The sequence below is a fragment of the uncultured Litoreibacter sp. genome, from assembly GCF_947487515.1.
Taxonomy (GTDB): domain Bacteria; phylum Pseudomonadota; class Alphaproteobacteria; order Rhodobacterales; family Rhodobacteraceae; genus Litoreibacter.
This window is the reverse complement of sequence record NZ_CANKWO010000005.1, coordinates 42,315-62,291: the sequence shown is the minus strand read 5'-3', so window position 1 is coordinate 62,291 and position 19,977 is coordinate 42,315. Positions and strand designations below refer to the sequence as shown.

The window sequence follows — 19,977 nt, the reverse complement described above, 5'->3', positions numbered from 1 at the left end:
AATGGGAAAGATTGGTATATTTGGCAAACACCCTGCCTTCGGGGACTTTATCGGGGCGGGGATGTCCAAACCTATGCAGGTTGCCTTGGAGGAATGGCTGGGCGCAGTTCTGCCTCGTGTTCGCGACAATCTGGGCGACGTCTGGCAGCCTTTCTATGACATCGCCCTTCCCTTGCGGTTTTGGCTTGGGGAAGGGGTTGTGCCTTCCGCTGTAGGCGGGCCTGTGGCTGGGGTGATGGTGTTCAGCCATGACAAAGTCGGGCGCCGGTTTCCCCTTATTGCATTGATCGAGGGCACCCAGTTTCCGCCCCCCTCAGTCGTGCCGGAGCAACGCTGGTATGAGGCGCTGCAAGCATTGGTACTGGAGCATGACACGCCAGAGACGGCCTCCGAGTTGGCAGAGATGTTTCGCCTGCCCGAAGGATTTTTACCCACGCCGTTTGAGGGCGGGGACACAGGATTTTGGGCCGTCCACACCGCAGGGGCAGTAGAGGAAATGATGGCGAATGTCGCCGCCACTGACCACCGCCGTGCCACCGCGCGCCGCAGCTACTGGTGGAGTGCAGGTGACCCGTCCCGCACAGCGACTTTTCACGCCACAGAAGGTTGGCCGGATGCCTCTGTGTTTCAATGGCTGCTTGCGGGCAACCCTGCGGATGATCCCATTGAACAAGACATCCAACCCGCCGCAGAAACAGCGCCTGAAACCGCATCCCCAGAGGACCCGTTTGACGTCGACGCGAAGCCGGAGACCCACGCAGAATTCGAAGGCGAGCCGTCGATCATACCAGTGTCTGATCCTTGGTGGTCGGGCGAGGGCGCGCGGCCCGTTCCAAAGGCACTCTATGTGCCAGATCCAATTGAAGACGATGACGAACCACAGTCTCCATTTGCCCAAACGTCTGAAATACGCGTTGATGCTGCAACTGATGAGAGCAATGACGCACAGGATGCCTTGGCAGACGAGGCGGAAAAAGACTAGGTTGCTCAAATAGAAATACATTCCTGCCTTGGGGGACGCTGCAGCATCAGCGCAAAGCAGGAGGTGAATATTTTTAGAGCGTATTTTAAGCAGGAGTCGCCATGGGGACGGGTCAATTCATCTACGAGACAGGCGCAGGTAGCGATACCGGCGTCGTCCGTGATCATAACGAAGACAGCTATCTGAGCAAACCCGAAAGCGGCGTTTGGGTGGTTGCTGACGGTATGGGCGGGCATGAGGCAGGCGATTTCGCGTCGCAAGCAATTGTAGAGAAAATCTCCTCCATTGGGCGCCCTGCATCGGCACCAGATTTGCAAGCCCGCTTTATGGAGCGATTGACCCGCGCGCATGATGTCATTGTAGAGCAGTCTCAAGCCCTTGGCGGTGCCACGATCGGGGCCACTTTGGTCGCACTGCTGGTACATGAGGAACTATTCGCCTGCATTTGGTCCGGTGACAGCCGCATCTATCTGCTGCGCGACGGGGCTTTTCGGCAAGTCACCACCGACCACACCGAGGTACAGGAATTGCTGAACTCTGGTGCGATCAACGCCGAACAAGCAGAGCATTGGCCGCGCAAGAACGTCATTACCCGCGCCATCGGCGTCTCTAGCAGCCCGAACACAGACGAAACATTTGGCAGCCTTCAGGCAGGAGACGTGTTTCTTTTGTGCTCTGACGGGTTGACGGAACATGTCGAAGACCATGAGATGGCAGCGGCCTTGACCAACCACGATCCGCAAGCCGCGTGCGACGCACTGATCCAGACCACGTTGTCACGTGGCGCAAGAGATAACGTCACAGTGATCGCCGTTCGCTGCGATGCCCGCCCTTTAGACCCTGCGGCCAATGGCGAACCGCTTGACTGGACGCAAGGATTTTAAACGCGGATGAGCACAGACGACATCCCTGACGAGCCAGAAACCCCAGAGGGCGCAGACGCGCCCAAAAAGGGTGACACCGGCAAGGCCCCCGCGAAGAAATCCGCGGGCAAAAAGCCTGCGCCTGTGGCATCGGACAAAACGGAGATCGCGGCCTCGCCCGTAGAGGACCCCACGCCAGACCCGATAGAGGAAGCCCCCGCCAAAAGCGGCGACGGGGACGGTACCCCGTCTACCGCCGTGCCTGTCGGTACGCGGATTAACAACAATTACGAAATCGAAGAGCTGATCTCGGCAGGGGGGATGGGCGAAGTTTACCGTGGGGTGAATTACCACACCGGCGATCAGGTTGCGATCAAGATCGTTTTGCCTGCCTTGGCTCATGATGAAAAGATCATTGCATTGTTCCGGCGCGAAGCCCGCATCTTGGGCAAGCTCTATGACGAGGCGATTGTCCGCTACCTGAATTTCGTGAAGGACGAAGACCTTGGGCGATTCTGCCTGATCATGGAATTCGTCGACGGCATCCCCTTGGCGGATATGGTGGAGCAAACCGGCAAGCTGTCGCTGGAAGATGTGAAGCTGCTTATTCGCCGATTGGCGACAGGTTTGAACCGTGCGCATGAGTTGGAAATCACCCACCGTGATTTAAGCCCCGACAATGTCATCGTCGAGGGTGGCAAGCTAAACCAAGCCAAGCTGATCGACTTCGGGATTGCCAAATCCACCAACATCACCGAAGGCACCTTACATGGTCAATTTGCGGGCAAATTCAATTTCGTCTCGCCAGAGCAGCTTGGCCACTTTGACGGGCTGATCGATTCACGCTGTGATATCTATTCTTTGGGATTGATGTCAGCAGGGGCGGCCATCGGGACGCCATTGCCGATGGGCGCGTCTATTGTCGATGCGGTTCAGTCACGTGCCGGCATCCCTGACTTGTCAGCGGTCTACCCTGAATTGCAGCCGGTTCTGTCCTACATGTTGGAGCCCAACCCAGCACATCGCCCCGCCTCTATGGCCGATGTCGCACGGATGATCGACGACCCGTCACTGGTGCCTGCGAAATACCGCCCCGGTGCAGAAGCCCCAGCGGCAGAGGCCGCAGCTGATGCTGGGCGCACAGTGATCAGCCCAATGATCTCTACGCCTCCGCAAATGCAAACGGGGGGCGTTGGCACCTCCGCGGTGCCATATGCCGCCGATAGCACAGGTGTAGCCGTTACTGGGGCAGGGATCAGCCTGCCGCCAAATTCACCGCCCATGGGGCAACAGACCGGTGGCGAAAGCCCGTTTGGTGCTGCACCGGTCACGACTGCCCCTACACCTACCGCCCCACCTCAGGCAGAACCGGCTGAGCGCAATGGCAAAGGTAAGCTGATTGGCATCGGCCTTGCGGCTGTGGTGGCTGGCGGTGTCGGAATAGCTGCTGTTTTGGGGCTCGGTCCGTTTGAAGCGGAGATTGACGACGAGGCGGCGGTGGAAGTCGCGGTCGCGCCAACGCCTGAGGAAGAACCAACCGAAGTCCCCGATCCTGCACCGAACCCCGAAGACAATACTCCAAGTGAAACTCCTGATCCGGAGCTTCCGCCTGATCCGGGACCCGATCCCGATCCTGAGGAGCAACCCGATGTGCAACCGGATCCAGAGCCGCAGCCCGATCCTGAACCAACGCCCGATCCCGAACCGACCCCAGCCACGCCGGACCCTGACCCCACCTTGGGGGAAATCGGAACGCAACTGGCTTGGTTGAAGGACTACATTATCGGGGACTGCGTGTATCAGGCGATACGGTCCACGGATGGAGAGAAGGTTTCCATCGAAGGGTTTGCGACCTCGGCGCAACCCTTTGAGGAATTGCTGACAGACTTCGAGAACGCCCATGGGGTAGAGCCGGACATCGGCGTGCGCATTGTGCGAGACAGCCAATGTCCTGTGCTAGATTTTGTGGCGCGACTTGACCGCACCAACGCCGCAGCGCCTGTGTTGGAACTGGACACGGATGTCTTGAAAACCGGCGATACGCTCAGCGGGAAGCTGACAGGTGTTCTAGGGCGTCCGGTCTATTTGTTCTTGGTCTCGGGCAAAGGTGGCGCGTTCAATTTGACGTCGTTGCTGCAAACGGATGCCGACGGATCGCAGTCTTTCCGCTTTGGGATGAACAGCGCGGGCGAGGACGGAAGCGTCCCGCAGATGATTGTGGCGGTGACGACCCGTTCACGACTGGTCACCGCCAATGCTGCGCGAAACGGGGCAGATGTCGCGGCGCTGATGCCTATCATCGAGACGGAAATTCAGACCAGCGGCTCTGAGGCGGCGGCCTCAATCCAGTATTTCCGATTGGATAACTAGCGTACAGAAAAGGCGACGAGGGCCACGTCCTCGCCGCCACCTTGCAGCAAAATCTCGATCGCCAGCCGTTGAAAGAAGTCTTTCGCAGGCTGACCGGATAGTGACTTCAGCGTCTTCAACCGTGCCCGTGTAGACAGGGCCATGAGCAATTGCTGCGTCTTCACCGGAGACCCTTTGAGCGTCATCGGGATGTCAAAACCTGCGTAACCGGCGCGAAACTTCAAGAAACTGCCCAAGTCCTGCACCACGCCTTCGTCATCGATCAGCAGCAGCGACACAAATCCCCCCGAGGTGTTCCCCAGCTTTCCCGACAGAATGTCCCCGCTGGGAATTTCCCGCTGTGCAAGATCTAGGTAGAGCTGAAATTCTGGATAGCGTGCGGCGGCCGTCACAAAGGGAAGGGCTTGGCACTGCGCATCGCTTACAGGTTTCATCACAGTGCCGGGAAGGGTGCCGGTCTTGCCTTCCAGCGCCTTTCTGAACCGGTCTAAATCGGCTTGGTTCTTGGCAAAGGTCTCGAAGCGGAATGCGCCATCTTCCGCCAGAACCGGCAGCGCCGCGAAGCAAGGCCCGCCATCAAAGCTGCGCATGAAATCTAGCACGGCAGTATAGGTCTCTTGGGCTTGCTCGGTTGTTTGCGCGGCCACATTGGCGGAGGCCACACCTGCCTGCGGCTCTGTCGTGGGGCTAACGGGAGGCGGAAGGGAGTTGGCCAATTCGGGCAGGGGGGCCGGTTCGGGTGCGGGTTCTGGGGTGGGCTCCGGAGCCAACTCAACCCCCGTCACCGTCTGCGCCTCAAGGGTTGCGACCTGCAAGGTTTCTTCTGGCTGAGCAGAATCAGGGGTGACCGTCACTGGCGTGATTGGGGCGGCATTTACGGGGGCCACGCCTGGCTGCGGCGGTGGCGGCGGCGTATCAGCGATCGGGGTCGCTTGGGCAACGGTCGGAGGAGCAACAGCTTGCGGTGCCAAGGTTTCAACCGCAACCGGAGCAAGAGACGGCGCAAGGCTGGGGGAAGACTGAAGACTGGGTTCAACGGTGTCGGACAAAGGGGTCGCAACAGGATCCGCCGTGAGTTCCGGTGGCGGCTCTGCCCCTTCGATCTGAAGAGCGGACGCAAAAATTTTGGTCTCTGTGACTGGCTCTTTGGCCTTTGACACCTGCCCTTGATAGGTGGCAATTCCAAATTGCAGCAAGGCGAGATGTGCCAGAAAAGCTAGGGCGCCAGTGGCCAGCCAAAGCATCGGATTTGCGTCTGGACGATCCCAAATATTGGTGCTGCCAACGCTCATGACTTTGGCTTGTGTTGGCGCAGGGTTACAAGTTTTATCTCGATCCCGCGCAAGTCGGGTCTTTGTATCAGTGTCACCAAGGTTCCGGCGGCGACGTCACGATCCGCCAGTATATGCAGCCTCGGCGCAGTCGGGTTTAGCAAAGGAGTGAGGGCCGACAACAATGTATCGGAGGTGACCGGATCACCGTTCAGGCGCAACTTGTCGTCCACATCCATCAGCAGCAAAGGGCGCGGCAAACGATCAAGCGGTAGCTCGGAGGTTTCGGCAAGATCGACCGTTAGCTCTTCGGTTTCGACCAAGGAGCCGGACACGAGGAAGAAGAAGATCAGTAACAACACAATGTTGACGGTCGTCAGCGAGAAATCCAGCGGAAACTTGCGCTGCGTTTTGGGAAGAGTATTGCGCTTGTCAGGGGTCATCTGGCGCTGCCCGCGACGACTTCGACAGTGGGCACATTGGCCAATGTCAGGGCCTCTAGCACTGCGGTCATATCCTGCACAGTCGCCGAGCGACCGGTCAGAAGCACCACGCGGTCGAGGCCTGCTTCAATCAACGGATCAACCAGCCCGTGAATTTCGGAAAGGGCGACTTTTTCGCCGCCCGCCCGCAATGTGCCGCGACCCACAGACCAAACGGCCACCCGCTGTTCGTCGGTTGAGACCTGCTCATGTTTGGGGGCGTCACCTGCGGCCTCGATTGTGCCCGCGGACCCGGGTGTAAGGGACATCAGGGAATAGGGGGCCAGCGACGAGGTAAGCATGAAGAATACCAAAAGCTGAAACATCGCGTCAGCCAAAGGCGTGAACGAAAAGCCGTAGCGGCGCGCCCTGTTGGATTGGGGCAGGCTGCGGATCATGCTCATCGCGGCGGCCTCAACTGCGCCCAGAGGTGCCGGTGACGCGCCCGTAGATGGCGGCGGACATCAAGGTTTCCATGGAATGACGTTCGCTGTCTATTCGCCCCTCTAGCCAGATGGCGACAAAGTAGAACACCAAGGCAATCACCAGCCCAACGGCGGTGGTGGTTAGGGCGGTCCAAATGCCGCCAGCCAAAAGGGCAGGGTCAACCGCGCCCTCGGCCTGTGCGAGATTGCTAAAGGCGTCGATCATTCCGATCACCGTCCCCAGCAAGCCAAGCATCGGGGCGGCCTGAACCACGGCTTCCAGAATACGCATGCGCCGCGACATGGCGGCAAGCTCGATCAGCGCGGTTTGACGGCCCAACTCTTCCGCATATGTCGGGTCTCCGGGGCGGGCTTGCAGCCCCGAAAAAGTTGCCTGCAACACCCGAAGCAAGGTGGTTTTGCGGGTGGATGCCTCGCGTAGGGCGGCGTCCGACTTGCCCGACAGCCAGTCAGATACAGCGGCCTCTGCGGGCTTTCTGCGCCCAACGCCAAGGGACATGAATTGCGCAATTTTATAGAGGGTGACCGTGGTGGCGACCATGGAAAGAGCCGCCAAAGCCGTAAAAACGGCTATGGTAACGGGGTTCAAAGACGAAAAATCGGGGGCGTTCATGGATAATGCTCCGCCCCCGATAAAAACAGGTGTGCTGGCTGGGGGCCTTTCAGGTCAAAAACTAGACGCCCAGCTGGATGTCGCCGCGAGAATTCGTGATCAGGCCGGTCATGCAGAAATCATGAGTGCCATCAGCCGATTTGCAAGCAGACACATCATTGATCAAAATCCGCGAAATCGTGGCGCATTTTTTGCCTGCAAGGTTGAACTGCACCACTTTGGTTTTCCCGACCGGCAGCGCGCCAAATTCCAGAACCAAAGTACCGGTGACAAGACTGTTCTCGTCAAATAATGCGACCTGATAGGCTGTTTCCACCAAGGCAATGCCGGTGTTGTTGGTTGCAACATAGGTAAGTTGGCAGCCGTCCCCGATGTCTGTGGCGTTATTGAGCTCCAACGCGAAATTGCCGCTTTGGGCCAATGCTGGAGTGGCAAAAGCCAATGCCGCAGCGGTTGCTGCAGTTGCGGTTGCGTTAAAAATGGATTTGGTCAGCTTGTGCACGCGAGGTCCCCCGAGAAATATTGATATCAAAGGTCCCGTGATCCTGCACAAAACCGTTGCACATAGAAGGGCGCATCATGGCCTCGCTGTCAACGGAAGATCGCGGCAAGTTCGGGGCAAATTTGCCCCGAAGGTGTTGATTTAGCGATAAACGCCAGTCGCCCATGTTTGCCGGAACCGTGCGTTACGTTGCACGGCGCGTGTGGCGCGCGCAGCGGACGGGCGACGCGGTTTCGCGGCCTTTAACACGGGTTCCCGTGGGACAGTGGTGTCAAATTGGCTGTTGCCGGTCTCGGTTGGCCCGTTTCCGCGATCTTGAGAGGTCTCTGTGTGGCTGCGGAAGCGGCGCAAAGTTCCCGGTGTTGCAATCGCGCGCGGGGCAGAGGCGACGATAATTTCGAGCGCCATTGGCGCAGGGGCGGCGGATGTCACTGGCTTGGATGGGGCTGTCGCTGCTGCTGTGCTTGCGGTTTCTTGCAAGGGCGCTGCGGTTTCCGGCACGACATCATTTTCAATATGCGCAAAGAGCGGCGTGGACGTCGGGATGTTATCCGTGATTGAGCTGGAGATCGACGTATAGCGCAATAGTGGTGGTTCGGGCTGCTCAATGGAGGCAGGCTTGTCCAATACAGGGGTGGCTACATTCGACTTTTCCGGCGGAACCCATGTTGTGACGGCTGCGGCCACAAATTTTGCGGGGGCGGCGGTGTCTGTAGGGGCTTCGACTTCAGGTGAAACCTGTGCGACCACAGGGTCCTCTGCCGGTGAGGTGAGGTTCTGAATCAAGCCATAGGATGCGCCGGCTGAAACGCCGATGATGACCATACATGCACCTGTGCCGAGGAGCTTCTTGATCGACATGATAAATTTCTCCAACTAAATATACCTCTACCTTAGCAGAAGTATGACACAAGTGAGCAGGTTTTTCCAGTAAATCAAGGGAAACGGCGGATTGCAGCCCTCTCTTTAGCTTTTGAGCAAAGCACAGTAGCCTAAATACCATGAAACATGTCGCCGCATCATTGAGTTACACGTCCCGACGCATTGCCGCCCTTGTGCTGGTATTGATCGGCGGCTTCACGCTTGCGCCAAGCCCTGCCCGAGCGGAGTTTGCTATTTGTAACCAAAGCTTTGATGTGGTGAACGTTGCCATCGGGCGCGATGTGGAAGGCGATTTCCAGACCGAAGGCTGGTGGACGATCGGGACCAACCAATGCGCAAACGTTATCCGTGATGAACTGGAAAGCCGCTATATCTACGTCTATGCGCAAGACGTGTTTGGCAAGCCGATGCTGAATGGCACGACGACGATGTGCATCGAGGGAAAGCGGTTCACCATCAGGGGCATTGCAAGCTGTTGGTCGCGGGGACATGTGCAGGCGCGGTTTATTGAAGTGGATACTGAGAAAACCCAACGATGGTCTCTTTTTCTGGCTCCGCCCAACTAAGAACCAAATTCGTGCAATTTTCCCAAAGAAGTGACTCGCCGTTCGAGGGGGATTCGGGCTACACTCTTGGATAAGATTTGAGTGGAGCGGATAGCCAAAGGTCTATGACGCATATTTTTAAAGAGTTCGGGCTTCTATTTGAACGTCTGATTGCCGTCTCGGTAGTCGCGTTCTTTGTGCTTGCCGCACCTCTTTATGCACAAGATCGTGTGGCGTTGATCATCGGTAACTCTGACTACGAAGCAATTCCCGCCCTGAAAAACCCAAAAAATGATGCTGCAGCTGTGAACGACGCGCTCAGCAATTTGGGCTTTGACGTAACATTGCTGAAGGATGCGACGTCGGATGAATTCTGGCTGAAGCTGGAAGACTTCGTCAAAAAGGCAGAAAACGCCGAAACCACCTTGTTCTATTATTCTGGCCACGCCTTTCAATTGGAAGGGGCCAATTATCTGGTGCCGGTAAATGCGAAACTGCGGTCGCGTCAGGCTATCTTCGACGAAACGTGGAGCCTAGACGGGATCATCAAACGCCTGCAGGCGCGGAACCGTCAAACGCTGATCTTCTTGGACGCTTGCCGCGACAGCCCCTTGCCACAAAACATGACAGCAAATGGCGGCGGTCTGGCGCGATTGAACACTGGTATCGGAACATTCGTGGCCTTCGCAACTGAACCTGGTGCGGTGACCTATGATGGCCAAGGCGACAACAGCCCTTTTACCACGGCGCTGTTGAACCACATCGAGACGCCGTCGATCTCGATCTCGGACATGATGATTCGGGTCCGTAACGAAGTCGAAGAACGCACGTTGCGCCGTCAAACACCGTGGGATCAATCGTCTTTGCGGTCGCAGTTCTACTTCCAACCGGAATATGAAAACGCACCGACGTTGACGGCCGCCGACTATGAAATGTTGGCGCAGCTTGACCCTAAAGGCCGAGAGCGGTTTTTGGCTCTATTGGCCGAAAGCGGAATTGCAGTGGACGCGCCCGCAGAGTTGATTGAAGGCGAAAGCCTTGAATTGGCTGTGGCAGACGAAAACTCATTGATTGTTGCAGCTCCGATTCCTGCAAGCAATCCCATCGAAGTGCCAGCAACATCGGTTAAAGTTACCGAAGCAATTCGCCCAGAAGACGTTGCTATCGTAGATGACGTGGGCCTCATCTTCTCAGTGCCGGACGTTGTGAAATCGACAGAGAAGGCCGTGGCTTCAACCGGTGTGGCGGAAAATGTCGGGCCAGTGGTGATAGAGCTGGCGTCTTTGGAACGGGCGCCAAGCAACACATTGAACCGCCAGACCATTGATACGTTTTTGCCAAGCTCCGCCCCCGCCGCGACAGCGAATGGTACAATAGACATCCAGAACATTGAGGGGGCAGGCCCGACGGGTTCTGCCGCAATCGCAAGCAGCAGCGGCGCCATCACTGCAAACCAAAGCTCGCAAGCCGCAGCCCAACTTGCGCGCGCCGGCACCAAGATTGCAGCACGTGCACGTGACGAAATCGCGCTGGTTGCCTCTTTGACATCCGCCACGCGCAGCTTGCCTGCCTCCATCTTTGAAGCGCCAACCATTATCGGCCAAGAGGTATTGCCAGATACCGAAGAGAGCCGTGTGCTTCTGGCGAGCATTGACCCGACGTTGTTGAACGAACTTGCCGCGACTACCCAACCCGGCGTTGAGCAGCCTGTGGTCCCAGAAATTGACCCAGAGGAAATGGCGTCAAACGTGCAGACCGAGCTGTCGCGTTTGGGCTGCTACCGGATGCGCATCGACGGCGATTGGGGCAACGGATCACGCCGCGCGCTGACCAGCTACTTCCTGAACAAGCGCATCGTGCCTGAAAGCCTTGAGCCTAGCGTCCCGTTGCTTCGTCAGTTGAAATCTGAAGGCAGCGTTGTTTGTAAAGTGCAAGTGGCCCGCGCCAAACCGAAAACGGTGAAGAAGAAGACTGTTAAGAAGGCCGCGGTTAAGAAGAAAGCCGCGCCAACGAAAACCAAGAAGAAGAGAACAATTCGCAAGATTACCAAGCCTCAAGCTACAGCCAAAGGCACGACCCAAAAACGCGTCACAAGGCTGAACACTGGCGCGTTCCGTTAAGGTTGGTTTGGGCTTAGTCCATGGAAATTGACCCTCGCTTCAAACAAGCCAAAAAGAAGTCGTCACGCCGAAAATTCCGCAAAAATCACGGCCCCGCCATCTTCATTGGCTGTGGTGCCCTTTTGGTTATCGGCTTTGTCACATGGATTGTGATGAGCGGCTTTATCACTATTTCCGCGCCACCCGATAGGGGGACGCTAACACCCGATGAATTGGCCGAGACCCTTGAAGACCTCGATGAAGGGTTGGGCGAAGATATCACTGCCACTTCGACCGCTGACGCCCTTGCCTATGCGTCAGCCTTCGTCGACGTCGCGGGCGATCCGATGGTTTTGCGCTTTGACGCCAGCCTTGCCACAAAAGCCAAACCCCTGCCAAGCCACCCAGACCTTCCCTTGGTGCGCGTCGGGCAATTCGCCATTGATACATTGGTGCTTGTTCAAGATGATATGATCACGCGCCAAGAGAAACTTATCACCACATTGCCATCCAGCCGCGAGGAGTTCGCTTTCTTCCAAGCAAAGCGGTCGCAGCCTCTGACACCGGCCGCCGTGACACCGGTTGTCCCAGATGTGCCAGACTTGGAAAACACTTCGGATGATGAGGACAGTTTGGAGGGCGACAGCTGGGGTGACAGTGTTGACGGTGAAGAAGTCGAAGCCGACACCTACACTCAAACAGTGATTGAAAACACCACAAGCCTGACCGTTGTGAAGCGCGAAGATCAACGCAATTTGGGCTTCAACGACTTGTTCTTGCGCCTGAAAGACGCGCGGGCTTTGACTGACATCTTGGTGGACAACGGCTTTGATCCAGAGGCCGCCAAACTGTTTCAGGACAAAGGCGTAGCGCATATTCCGGAACTGGAAAAACTGCCTGCGGACCATGTGTTGGCTGTACGATCCGTGCCATCAGAAAAGGGGGCGAAAGCGGTGCAACTATCCGTCTACACCCGCGATACCTATATCGGTTCGGTCGCGCTGGAAGATGACGGCAGCGTGGTGCAATCGGCGGATCCTTGGGTGCAGGACGAATTGTTCTCCTATGTCGAGGATGACGGCAGCACGGATAAAGTATCCGCGCGAAAATACCGTTTGCTGGATGCATTTTACTCGGCAGGTATCCGCAATGGCGTGCCGACGTCGGTGGTGGGTGAGAGCATCGTTTTGCTAAGTCAGGACAATGATCTTGAGGCCTTCGCCACGACAGGTGACAAGATGACGTTGCTTTATGCGCGGGAGCCAGGGCCAAATGGCGCCGGTCCGGGTCAGGTACTTTATGCCGCCATTGAAGGGCCGTCGGGGGATAAAATTTGCTACGTGGCGCAAGTCGCGGGAGAAGGGTTCAAGTGCTTTGCGGAAAAAGGCGAAGCGGGACCGGTGAGCGGCTCCAACGGAATGGTGACGCCTGTGTCGGGTGTTTTGACGTCGCCATTCGGTCCAAGATTTCACCCGATTTTGAAAAAGGTAAAAGTCCATCACGGCGTGGATTGGGCCGCACCGACGGGGACACCTATTCTGGCCGCCTTTGCCGGACGGGTCAGCTTTGCGGGCAATGGCGGCGGCTACGGCAATGTCATAAAAATTGCCCACGCGGGCGGGCGTGAGACCCGCTATGCGCATTTGTCGAAGTTTTCGCCATTGGGGAAAGTCGGCTCGGTGGTGAGGGCAGGCGATGTGATCGGTTTTGTTGGCACGACGGGGCGCTCTACCGGTCCACACCTGCATTTCGAGCTGCGCGAAAACGGGCAAAGCATGGACCCGTTTACGGCGCCCCCCGTCGGGGCGGCTCCGGTTATCATGGCATCGGCCTCCAATGCGGTTGAAAGCCTCGTGAACCAGATCATTCGGGTGGAAAGCGCCGGCAATGCCAGAGCCAAAAACTCTCGGTCTTCGGCCACGGGTTTGGGACAATTCATCTCGAGCACTTGGATCAGGATGATGAAAACCTACCGTCCGGATCTGGCCTCTACCATGAGCCGTGAAGAACTGTTGAAGCTGCGGTTTGACCCGACATTGTCGCGCGAAATGGTCACCAATCTTGCCCGCGAAGGCGAAGCTTACCTGCGTGCAAGGGGGCATGCGATCACCGCGGGGCGTTTGTATCTTTGCCACTTCCTTGGGGCACAGGGCGCACATGTGGCCCTAAGCGCGCCGGATCAGGCGTCGATTCTGGACGTGATGGGGGCAGGGGTGATCAAGGCAAACCCCTTCTTGAAGGGCCGCGACATTGCATGGGTTAAAAACTGGGCCGAGCGAAAGATGAACCGAAAAGGGGGCAAGCTGACGATCACCAATGCTCCGGCGTCAACTCCTGCCGTGGCACGCATTCCTGCGGAAGTCGTGGCCTATAAGAAAACCATCAAGGCGGTGCTGGAACAGGCGGGGTAGTCGTTCAGGATTCGCTATGGGTGGCCAAATCTGGCCACCCACACATGCATCACTTGATGGTTAGATCTTACGAGAAGTTATACTCGAATTTCCCATCCTTCAGCGTTACTTCAACAGCGCTGATTTCGTCGCCGGATACCATCTTGTTCAAAACCTGACGGGACAATTCCGGCAGGATCGAATTGGTGATGATGTTGTCGACCATACGTCCGCCAGAATCTGGGTCGCGGCACTGGTCGACGATGTGATCGATCACCTCGTCTGCATAGGTCATCTTGGCGTTGTGATTGGCCTTCATCCGCTTCACGATTGAGCCAAGTTTCAGCTTGGTAATGCCGGTGAGCACCTCGCCCGACAATGGGAAGTAGGGGATATTCACAATTCGACCCAATAGCGCCGGTGGGAAAACCGACTGCAAAGCTGGCTTCATAGCTTCTTCCAGCGCCTCCAGATCGGGGTTCGATTGCCCACTGTCCGCCACATCCATAATCGCATCAGTTCCGACATTCGATGTCAGCAAAATCAACGTGTTCTTGAAGTCGATTGAACGCCCTGTGCCATCTTCCATGATGCCCTTGTCGAAGACTTGGAAGAATAATTCATGCACGTCGGAATGGGCTTTCTCCACCTCGTCGAGAAGCACGACCGAATAGGGTTTGCGGCGCACAGCTTCGGTCAGGCGACCGCCTTCACCGTAACCCACATAACCGGGAGGGGCACCTTTCAGCAAGGAAACGGAATGCGCCTCTTGGAACTCGGACATATTGATGGTGATGATGTTTTGCTCACCGCCGTAAAGGCTTTCAGCCAAGGCCAACGCGGTTTCGGTCTTACCAACACCTGATGGGCCACAGAGCATGAACACACCGATGGGCTTGTTCGGGTTGGCCAGTTTGGCGCGGCTTGTCTCGATGCGTTTGGCGATCATTTTCAAACCGTGGTCTTGGCCGATGACGCGCTCTTTCAGGCGATCTGCAAGGGTCAGAATGGCCTGCAATTCGTCCGTAACCATGCGGCCCGCAGGGATACCGGTCCAATCCGAGATGACGGAAGCTACGGCCTGCTCGTCAACATGCGCGTAGACCATGCGGTCGTCCGGATCACCTTCCTCGAGTTGGGTGATCTTCTCATGCAAGGCAAGACGAACGGCTTCGGGATCGTCTGCGGGGGTTTCCGCTGCTGCCGCCTCAGGGTCATCGCCCTCGGAGGAGTGTGCGTCGGCGGCTTCTTCGCCTTCTACGTCCGTGTCCTCGGAAACTGCTGCTGCGTCTTCACCCTCTGGGGCCAAGTTTTTGCGAAGGTCAAGAATTTCATCAACCAGAACTTTCTCTGCCGAATATTTTTCCTCCAGAACAGCCAGTTCTTCTTCGGCCTTGGCCATTTCAGCTTCAGCTTCTTTGATGCGGTCTTCGTTTTCTTCGCCCAGATCGCGCTGCGCAGTTTTGGCTTTGATCTCGGAGACCAAGGCCGCAATGGTTTCTTTCAAATCGGCAATGCGCGCCGGAGTGGAGGCTTGCGAAATGGCCACGCGGGCGCAGGCTGTATCAAGCAGTGATACCGCTTTGTCGGGCAGTTGGCGTGACGGGATGTAGCGGTGGGACAAAGACACTGCCGCCACGATCGCTTCGTCGGAGATACGCACGCCGTGGTGACTTTCCATCGGGCCCATGATGCCGCGCATCATGTAGCAGCATTGCTCCACGCCTGGCTCTTCAACGTTCACCGGTTGGAAGCGTCGGGTTAGGGCAGGGTCCTTTTCGAAATGGGTGCGATATTCGGCAAAGGTTGTGGCACCAATGGTGCGCAAAGTACCACGGGCCAACGCAGGCTTCAGCAAGTTTGCCGCATCGCCTGTGCCAGCTGCGCCGCCTGCCCCGATCAAGGTATGCGCCTCGTCGATGAACAAAATGATGGGCGTGGGCGAGGCTTGCACCTGATCGATGACCGAGCGCAGGCGTTGCTCAAATTCGCCTTTCATCGAGGCCCCAGCTTGCATCAATCCGATGTCGAGAGAGTGCAATTTGGTCCCGCGGAGTTTCGGGGGAACGTCGCCAGAGGCCAGACGTTGCGCAAAGCCCTCGACAACTGCGGTTTTCCCCACACCTGCCTCACCGGTCAGGATCGGGTTGTTTTGGCGGCGACGCAAAAGCACGTCGATGATCTGACGGATTTCTTCGTCGCGCCCCACAATCGGGTCCATTTTGCCAGATGCGGCATCCGCTGTCATATCGATGGAGAAGCGGTCCAGCGCGGTTGTCCCACCGCCACCTTCTGTTCCAGCCGCGCCACCCGCAGGAGCAACAAGACCGGAGCCATCCATCGGACGCATGTCTTCTTCGTCGGATTCAGCCCAAGCGGAACGCGCCTCGGACACCAAAGATTCGACGTTCAGCTGCTGAAACACCCCAGAGCATTGGAACAATGCGCGCTTGAGTTCCTTGGACTTCAAGCAGGCGACCAACGCGTGGCCGGTGCGGATTTGAGTTTCCGAGAACAGCAGAGTTGAATAATGCCAGCCGCGATCCAGAAGGTCGGTGACATGATCGGAAACAGACGGCATCTCGGTGACATTTTTCTTCATGCCGTCAATGATTGCACCTAGGTCCTTGAGGACTTGGCCACGATCGAGCTTGAAGTGGTTCAGTGTTTTGGAGATGTCGGAATTCTTGTTCGACACCACATGAAACAACCAATGCGCCAATTCCACATGCCGGTTGCCTTCACCTTTTGCGTGGCGCAGCGATTGCACAAATGCGTCGTAGCCAACTCTATTGAGCTTGCCGGCCACTGTTTCCATTGAAATGTCACTCATACTAAGATCCCCGTTTCATTAATTAATTTTCTTAGGCCACGGCTTTTGCCGGTGCCCTGTCGGTTGAGAATTGCGCTGCCTGAACATAGCGGCGCGGTTCGTGTTCTTTGGGTTTTTCCGGTTGAACCCAGCCCGTCCAGCCAAGGGCCGTATGTTCCCCAAGCTGTGCCGCTGGCACCTCATCTGCGGGTAGGGTGAGCGATACGTCGACCTCGATGGTGACGCCAAGATACCAAATGACGATATCAGTTAACCGCGTGAAGTTGTCGCCGCCTGGCAGATAGCTGCGATATTGTTCAAAACTTTCGGTGCGCACGTTGATGCAGATTTTCTCGTTCACAGCTGGCACTCGGCTGCCCAGATGTACGTTCTGCCCCAAGTTGCTGCCGCCCAACCCCATTCGGGTTAGGTCTTGTGGCTCAAAATTCATCCAGCTGGGAACATGCTCTTCGATTTCGATATGAACCTTAAGCAGTAACTCCAGCATCTGCCGCAGCCGGACCGCAGATTTCACCCGCCCAGAAAACAAGGCCACCAAAGGCAGCTTTGCCACGTCTGGGATATGGTCGCGGTCTTGAAACGCGGGCGTTCCAAGTCCTGCAAGAGAGCCGACATAGGCCTGAAACCGATCACCGGTCGGATGATCAAACTGCGCAATCGGGCGCGCATCTGCCCACGCGCGATAGAACAGTTGCAAGAAGCGGTTCGCAAAGATGTCGGTGAACCGTGCGAAACTCGGGTCGCGCGCATTGAGCCAGCCATGAACTTCGGCGGTTGTGTTCAGCGGCAAGGCACCCTGCGGGCCGTAAAAGCCGAGGAACTTGGAGTTTAACCGCGCGGGTTTCCCCGCTGGTTTCTCCTCAAACTCGGTAATGTTGGAGGCCGGAAAATCCAGAAAAGGATCTTGCCCCAGTGAGACAATTTCTTCCCTAATGGTCGCGTTTTGCCCGATGCGTGGCTTGTCGGGGTAGGTACGCTCCATTTCGCGCAAAGCAGACAAAAACCCAAAGCGCCAAGGGGCCGCCTTCAACATCGCACGACGAGACAACCCCTGAAGCTCTGCCGCGGTGGGTGCCGGTTTGGGCGGGCCCATCATCGCGGGCTTTTTGCTTGCAGGGATTTTGGTCATAGCAGCGGGCCGGATCCAGACCGCGGCGGCCAAGCTTTTACTTCGCCGCGTTGCTGCGAAACGATAACGGTTTGTGTGAAGCTGTTAATGGCCGAGTAGTCAGCAAGGAAGCGGTCCAAAATCGCGCCCAAAAACATGATGCCAGATCCTTCAAATCCGCGTTCGTCGAAAGTTACCCGAACCTCAATACCCCGTGCGGCGTGAAACCCGCCGTCCCGCTTGACCGATCGGACAACCGGTCGCGTCTCAATGCCTTTGATGGCCTGCAGTTGCTTTTCGGTGACCTTGTTGGTCAGATCGGCAAACAAAGATAGCATTTCGCGCAAGCCTGCCGCCTGATCTCTGCTCCCGCGATCCGACAGGCCGAATTGGTTCAACGACAGATGGCTGATCAAACGCCAGTAAACGTCGCCCGATTGGGTCCGGTGAGGCGCATCGCTTTCCAAATCAGCGACCGCTTCCCGCGGGGCTGTGGGGCCAGCAATACACCGAAGGTTCACTGTCAGATCGTCGTTGAGATTAAAATCAGTGCCCTTTTGGTTCAATGGCAGATACTCGGGCAAATGCCTGTTCGAACATAGGGTTTTCACTTGAAGCCGGCGCACCCGCTGGTCGTCGTCCAAGCCCTCCGGCTCATAGATCGAAATGAAGGTTTCCGTACCCTTATAGGTATGCTGCACACCAAAGCGCCGTTCGTTCTGAGTGAGGCGGCGTTCCTTGCGGCGATAGGTGAAATAGAGGGCTTCGCGCGGGTTAATCTGTTCAGCGGGAACACCATACAACGGATGGACGGGGACTTTTGTTTGCACGCCTGAGTAATAGGCAAAGGCTTCCGTGATGCGGTGGACCTCGTAATGGGAAGAGGGGCTACTATCGGGGGTGACGATGTATTCGTGCCGCAAAGGATCAACTTTTACCTGCGAGGAATTTTCTTCAAACAAGTTAATTGCGGGAACTGCGAAAAGCGCAAAATGCTGTTTCCCGACGCGGGAGGGCAGGTTGGATTTAACGGTGTTCAGCTCAATTATCAGATCGAATTCGCTGGCTTTGATACGCTTCAGTGCCTTGTTGATGCCAGACAGGCGGAAGCCCAAAAACTTCTGCGGAAACAAAAATGCCTCGCGCAATGTGCTGTATCCGCGAAATACGCGCGTATCTTCGGGGAACAGAGATTCGTCATCGTCAAAGCCGATTTGCTCAATGACGTTCGGCTCAAGCCGAATAAACGCCGGATCGCCGTTGTCATCCAGATAGCGCAAAGTCACGCGGTTTACGTTGCAAAACAGTTGCTCATAAAGGGCAATGGTTTCGCTCAGATCGCCGATTAGATGGATGGGCAGCCGGTCAACTTCCAATTCTGACATCGGGCCTTCGGCCTTGTCAGCATTCTCCATTGATGGGCGCATGAAGCTAAGCTTTAGCCCGCCCGCCGTGCCTGCCGCCACGTCAAACCCAAGCGCTTGCAAAGGGGCAGGGCCATCCAGATAGGCCGCATCTGAAATTTTTAGCGGCCAAAGCTCTAGTGGAGCAGACAGTCGGAAACGCGCAGAAATGCGCTTCTCGCGATCCACATAGCGGGCATCCATGTAAGACCCAGGAGGAAAAGACATCCCCTCCAAAAGCTCTTGGTTGTCATAGGGCGGATCGGCCTGCACCAGCATCGCCGCGGGTGTCGGGGCCAACATATTAGGAAGCAGTTGTTCCAGCAGTTCGTTGGTGAAGGTGCGAAATTCTTCCTTCATCTTCAGCTGAACGCGGGCCGCCATGAAGGCCGTGCCTTCCAGCAGACCTGCGACGGCTGGATCCATGTTGTCTTGAACCAAGCCGCCTAGGCGCTCGGCGATACCGGGGTAGTCCGTCGCAAAATCTTGGCTGCGTTCATACAGCAAGGCCAACTCACGCTCATAGGCGTCTAGAAAGGCTTTTTTCATCGATTAACCTTCAACTTAGAGAGATTAACCTTACCACCACCAACGTCAATTTCGGCAACAAATTCTAGTGGTACATCAATCGGATTTGCGGCCAGATCTGCTGCGATGTCAAACGCCAGCTTTTGGCTCAGGTCCTTATCTTGTTCACGCAGCGCAACTTCAATGGATTCTGGAATCAGGCGCGGCTCGTGATCAATCAGGGCTTGGCGCAAACGTCGCTCCAGATGGCCCCGATTTTCGGAGTTTGACGACATATTCGCCATGTCATCCATGCCAAAATTCAACACAGATTTACCCACGTATTTGTATCTGTCCAAATCTAGGGCGGCATCAAGTCGGATGGTTTGCATTAGATTCGCCAGATCTTCGTTCAGATGCGCTTTCAAAGACCCTTGATCGGCCCCATGGCGGCGTTGAACGCTGCGTTGACTGATTTCGCGTTCACCTTCTTTGTAGGATGCGCCGTCATTGGTGGCGTCCTTTTTGCCAGCAGCCTCGCGAAAGACATGCATCAGGGACACCTGATTTTGCTGGGCGGCCTTGCGATTTGAAGGGGAAGATTTGCTGTTCATCGGGCGGGGTACACTCTGGCGACGTTTGGATCAGACCATCGCTCGGAGGGAAACGCAGCGGAATGCG

Annotated in this window: 16 protein-coding genes; 6 read left to right on the top strand and 10 right to left on the bottom strand. The window is 56.5% G+C overall.

Going from position 1 to position 19,977, the window contains the following annotated elements; all coding sequences use genetic code 11:
* The first annotated feature begins 1 nt into the window (after position 1).
* The 3 genes from tagF to Q0746_RS16510 all read left to right on the top strand — a co-directional run bounded on the left by tagF (position 2) and on the right by Q0746_RS16510 (position 4,215).
* Positions 2-982, top strand: coding sequence for a type VI secretion system-associated protein TagF (gene tagF, locus Q0746_RS16520; RefSeq protein ID WP_298262210.1), 981 nt, complete (start codon positions 2-4; stop codon positions 980-982).
* A gap of 101 nt (positions 983-1,083) precedes the next feature.
* Entirely contained in the window at positions 1,084-1,866 is a 783-nt protein-coding gene (locus tag Q0746_RS16515; protein WP_298262209.1) for a protein phosphatase 2C domain-containing protein, read from the top strand.
* A 6-nt stretch (positions 1,867-1,872) separates the two neighbouring features.
* On the top strand, positions 1,873-4,215 hold the full coding sequence (locus Q0746_RS16510) for a serine/threonine-protein kinase (RefSeq protein ID WP_298262208.1): 2,343 nt from the start codon (positions 1,873-1,875) through the stop codon (positions 4,213-4,215).
* Here Q0746_RS16510 and Q0746_RS16505 read toward each other — a convergent pair.
* The 6 genes from Q0746_RS16505 to Q0746_RS16480 all read right to left on the bottom strand — a co-directional run bounded on the left by Q0746_RS16505 (position 4,212) and on the right by Q0746_RS16480 (position 8,390).
* Positions 4,212-5,507: a hypothetical protein gene (locus Q0746_RS16505; RefSeq protein WP_298262207.1), complete on the bottom strand. Its 1,296-nt coding sequence runs from the start codon at positions 5,505-5,507 to the stop codon at positions 4,212-4,214. The two genes, Q0746_RS16510 and Q0746_RS16505, sit on opposite strands and share 4 nt — an antisense overlap.
* Positions 5,504-5,929, bottom strand: coding sequence for a biopolymer transporter ExbD (locus tag Q0746_RS16500; RefSeq protein ID WP_298262206.1), 426 nt, complete (start codon positions 5,927-5,929; stop codon positions 5,504-5,506). The genes Q0746_RS16505 and Q0746_RS16500 overlap by 4 nt, the downstream gene beginning before the upstream one ends.
* A complete protein-coding gene (locus tag Q0746_RS16495; protein ID WP_298262205.1) occupies positions 5,926-6,372 on the bottom strand; it encodes a biopolymer transporter ExbD in 447 nt (148 codons plus the stop codon). Before Q0746_RS16495 ends, Q0746_RS16500 begins: the two co-directional genes overlap by 4 nt.
* A 10-nt stretch (positions 6,373-6,382) precedes the next feature.
* Positions 6,383-7,027 carry a MotA/TolQ/ExbB proton channel family protein gene (locus Q0746_RS16490; protein ID WP_298262204.1) on the bottom strand — a complete coding sequence of 215 codons (645 nt, stop codon included), beginning with the start codon at positions 7,025-7,027 and terminating at the stop codon, positions 6,383-6,385.
* Positions 7,028-7,088: 61 nt separating this feature from the next.
* Positions 7,089-7,529: a hypothetical protein gene (locus Q0746_RS16485; RefSeq protein WP_298262203.1), complete on the bottom strand. Its 441-nt coding sequence runs from the start codon at positions 7,527-7,529 to the stop codon at positions 7,089-7,091.
* A 141-nt stretch (positions 7,530-7,670) separates the two neighbouring features.
* Positions 7,671-8,390: a hypothetical protein gene (locus Q0746_RS16480; RefSeq protein ID WP_298262202.1), complete on the bottom strand. Its 720-nt coding sequence runs from the start codon at positions 8,388-8,390 to the stop codon at positions 7,671-7,673.
* A gap of 140 nt (positions 8,391-8,530) precedes the next feature.
* Here Q0746_RS16480 and Q0746_RS16475 point away from each other — a divergent pair, with 140 nt between their 5' ends.
* The 3 genes from Q0746_RS16475 (at position 8,531) to Q0746_RS16465 (ending at position 13,466) form a co-directional block, all read left to right on the top strand.
* On the top strand, positions 8,531-8,977 hold the full coding sequence (locus Q0746_RS16475; RefSeq protein WP_298262201.1) for a DUF1036 domain-containing protein: 447 nt from the start codon (positions 8,531-8,533) through the stop codon (positions 8,975-8,977).
* A 104-nt stretch (positions 8,978-9,081) separates the two neighbouring features.
* Positions 9,082-11,076, top strand: coding sequence for a caspase family protein (locus Q0746_RS16470; RefSeq protein ID WP_298262200.1), 1,995 nt, complete (start codon positions 9,082-9,084; stop codon positions 11,074-11,076).
* Positions 11,077-11,096: 20 nt separating this feature from the next.
* Positions 11,097-13,466 (top strand): peptidoglycan DD-metalloendopeptidase family protein, encoded by a 2,370-nt coding sequence (locus Q0746_RS16465; RefSeq protein WP_298262199.1) that lies wholly within the window; start codon positions 11,097-11,099, stop codon positions 13,464-13,466.
* 67 nt (positions 13,467-13,533) lie between these two features.
* On the opposite strand, the gene tssH is transcribed toward Q0746_RS16465, so the two are convergent.
* The 4 genes from tssH to tssE are packed head-to-tail and all read right to left on the bottom strand — an operon-like array spanning position 13,534 to position 19,850.
* Positions 13,534-16,278, bottom strand: a complete 2,745-nt coding sequence (gene tssH / locus Q0746_RS16460; protein WP_298262198.1) for a type VI secretion system ATPase TssH — start codon at positions 16,276-16,278, stop codon at positions 13,534-13,536.
* Positions 16,279-16,309: 31 nt separating this feature from the next.
* Positions 16,310-17,407, bottom strand: coding sequence for a type VI secretion system baseplate subunit TssG (gene tssG / locus Q0746_RS16455; protein ID WP_298262197.1), 1,098 nt, complete (start codon positions 17,405-17,407; stop codon positions 16,310-16,312).
* Complete coding sequence (gene tssF / locus Q0746_RS16450) at positions 17,404-19,338, bottom strand: type VI secretion system baseplate subunit TssF (protein WP_298262196.1); 1,935 nt, start codon at positions 19,336-19,338, stop codon at positions 17,404-17,406. The genes tssG and tssF overlap by 4 nt, the downstream gene beginning before the upstream one ends.
* The gene (gene tssE / locus Q0746_RS16445) at positions 19,335-19,850 is read right to left on the bottom strand and encodes a type VI secretion system baseplate subunit TssE (RefSeq protein ID WP_298262195.1); all 516 of its coding nucleotides are present in this window, start codon (positions 19,848-19,850) and stop codon (positions 19,335-19,337) included. Before tssE ends, tssF begins: the two co-directional genes overlap by 4 nt.
* Positions 19,851-19,977: the final 127 nt, after the last annotated feature.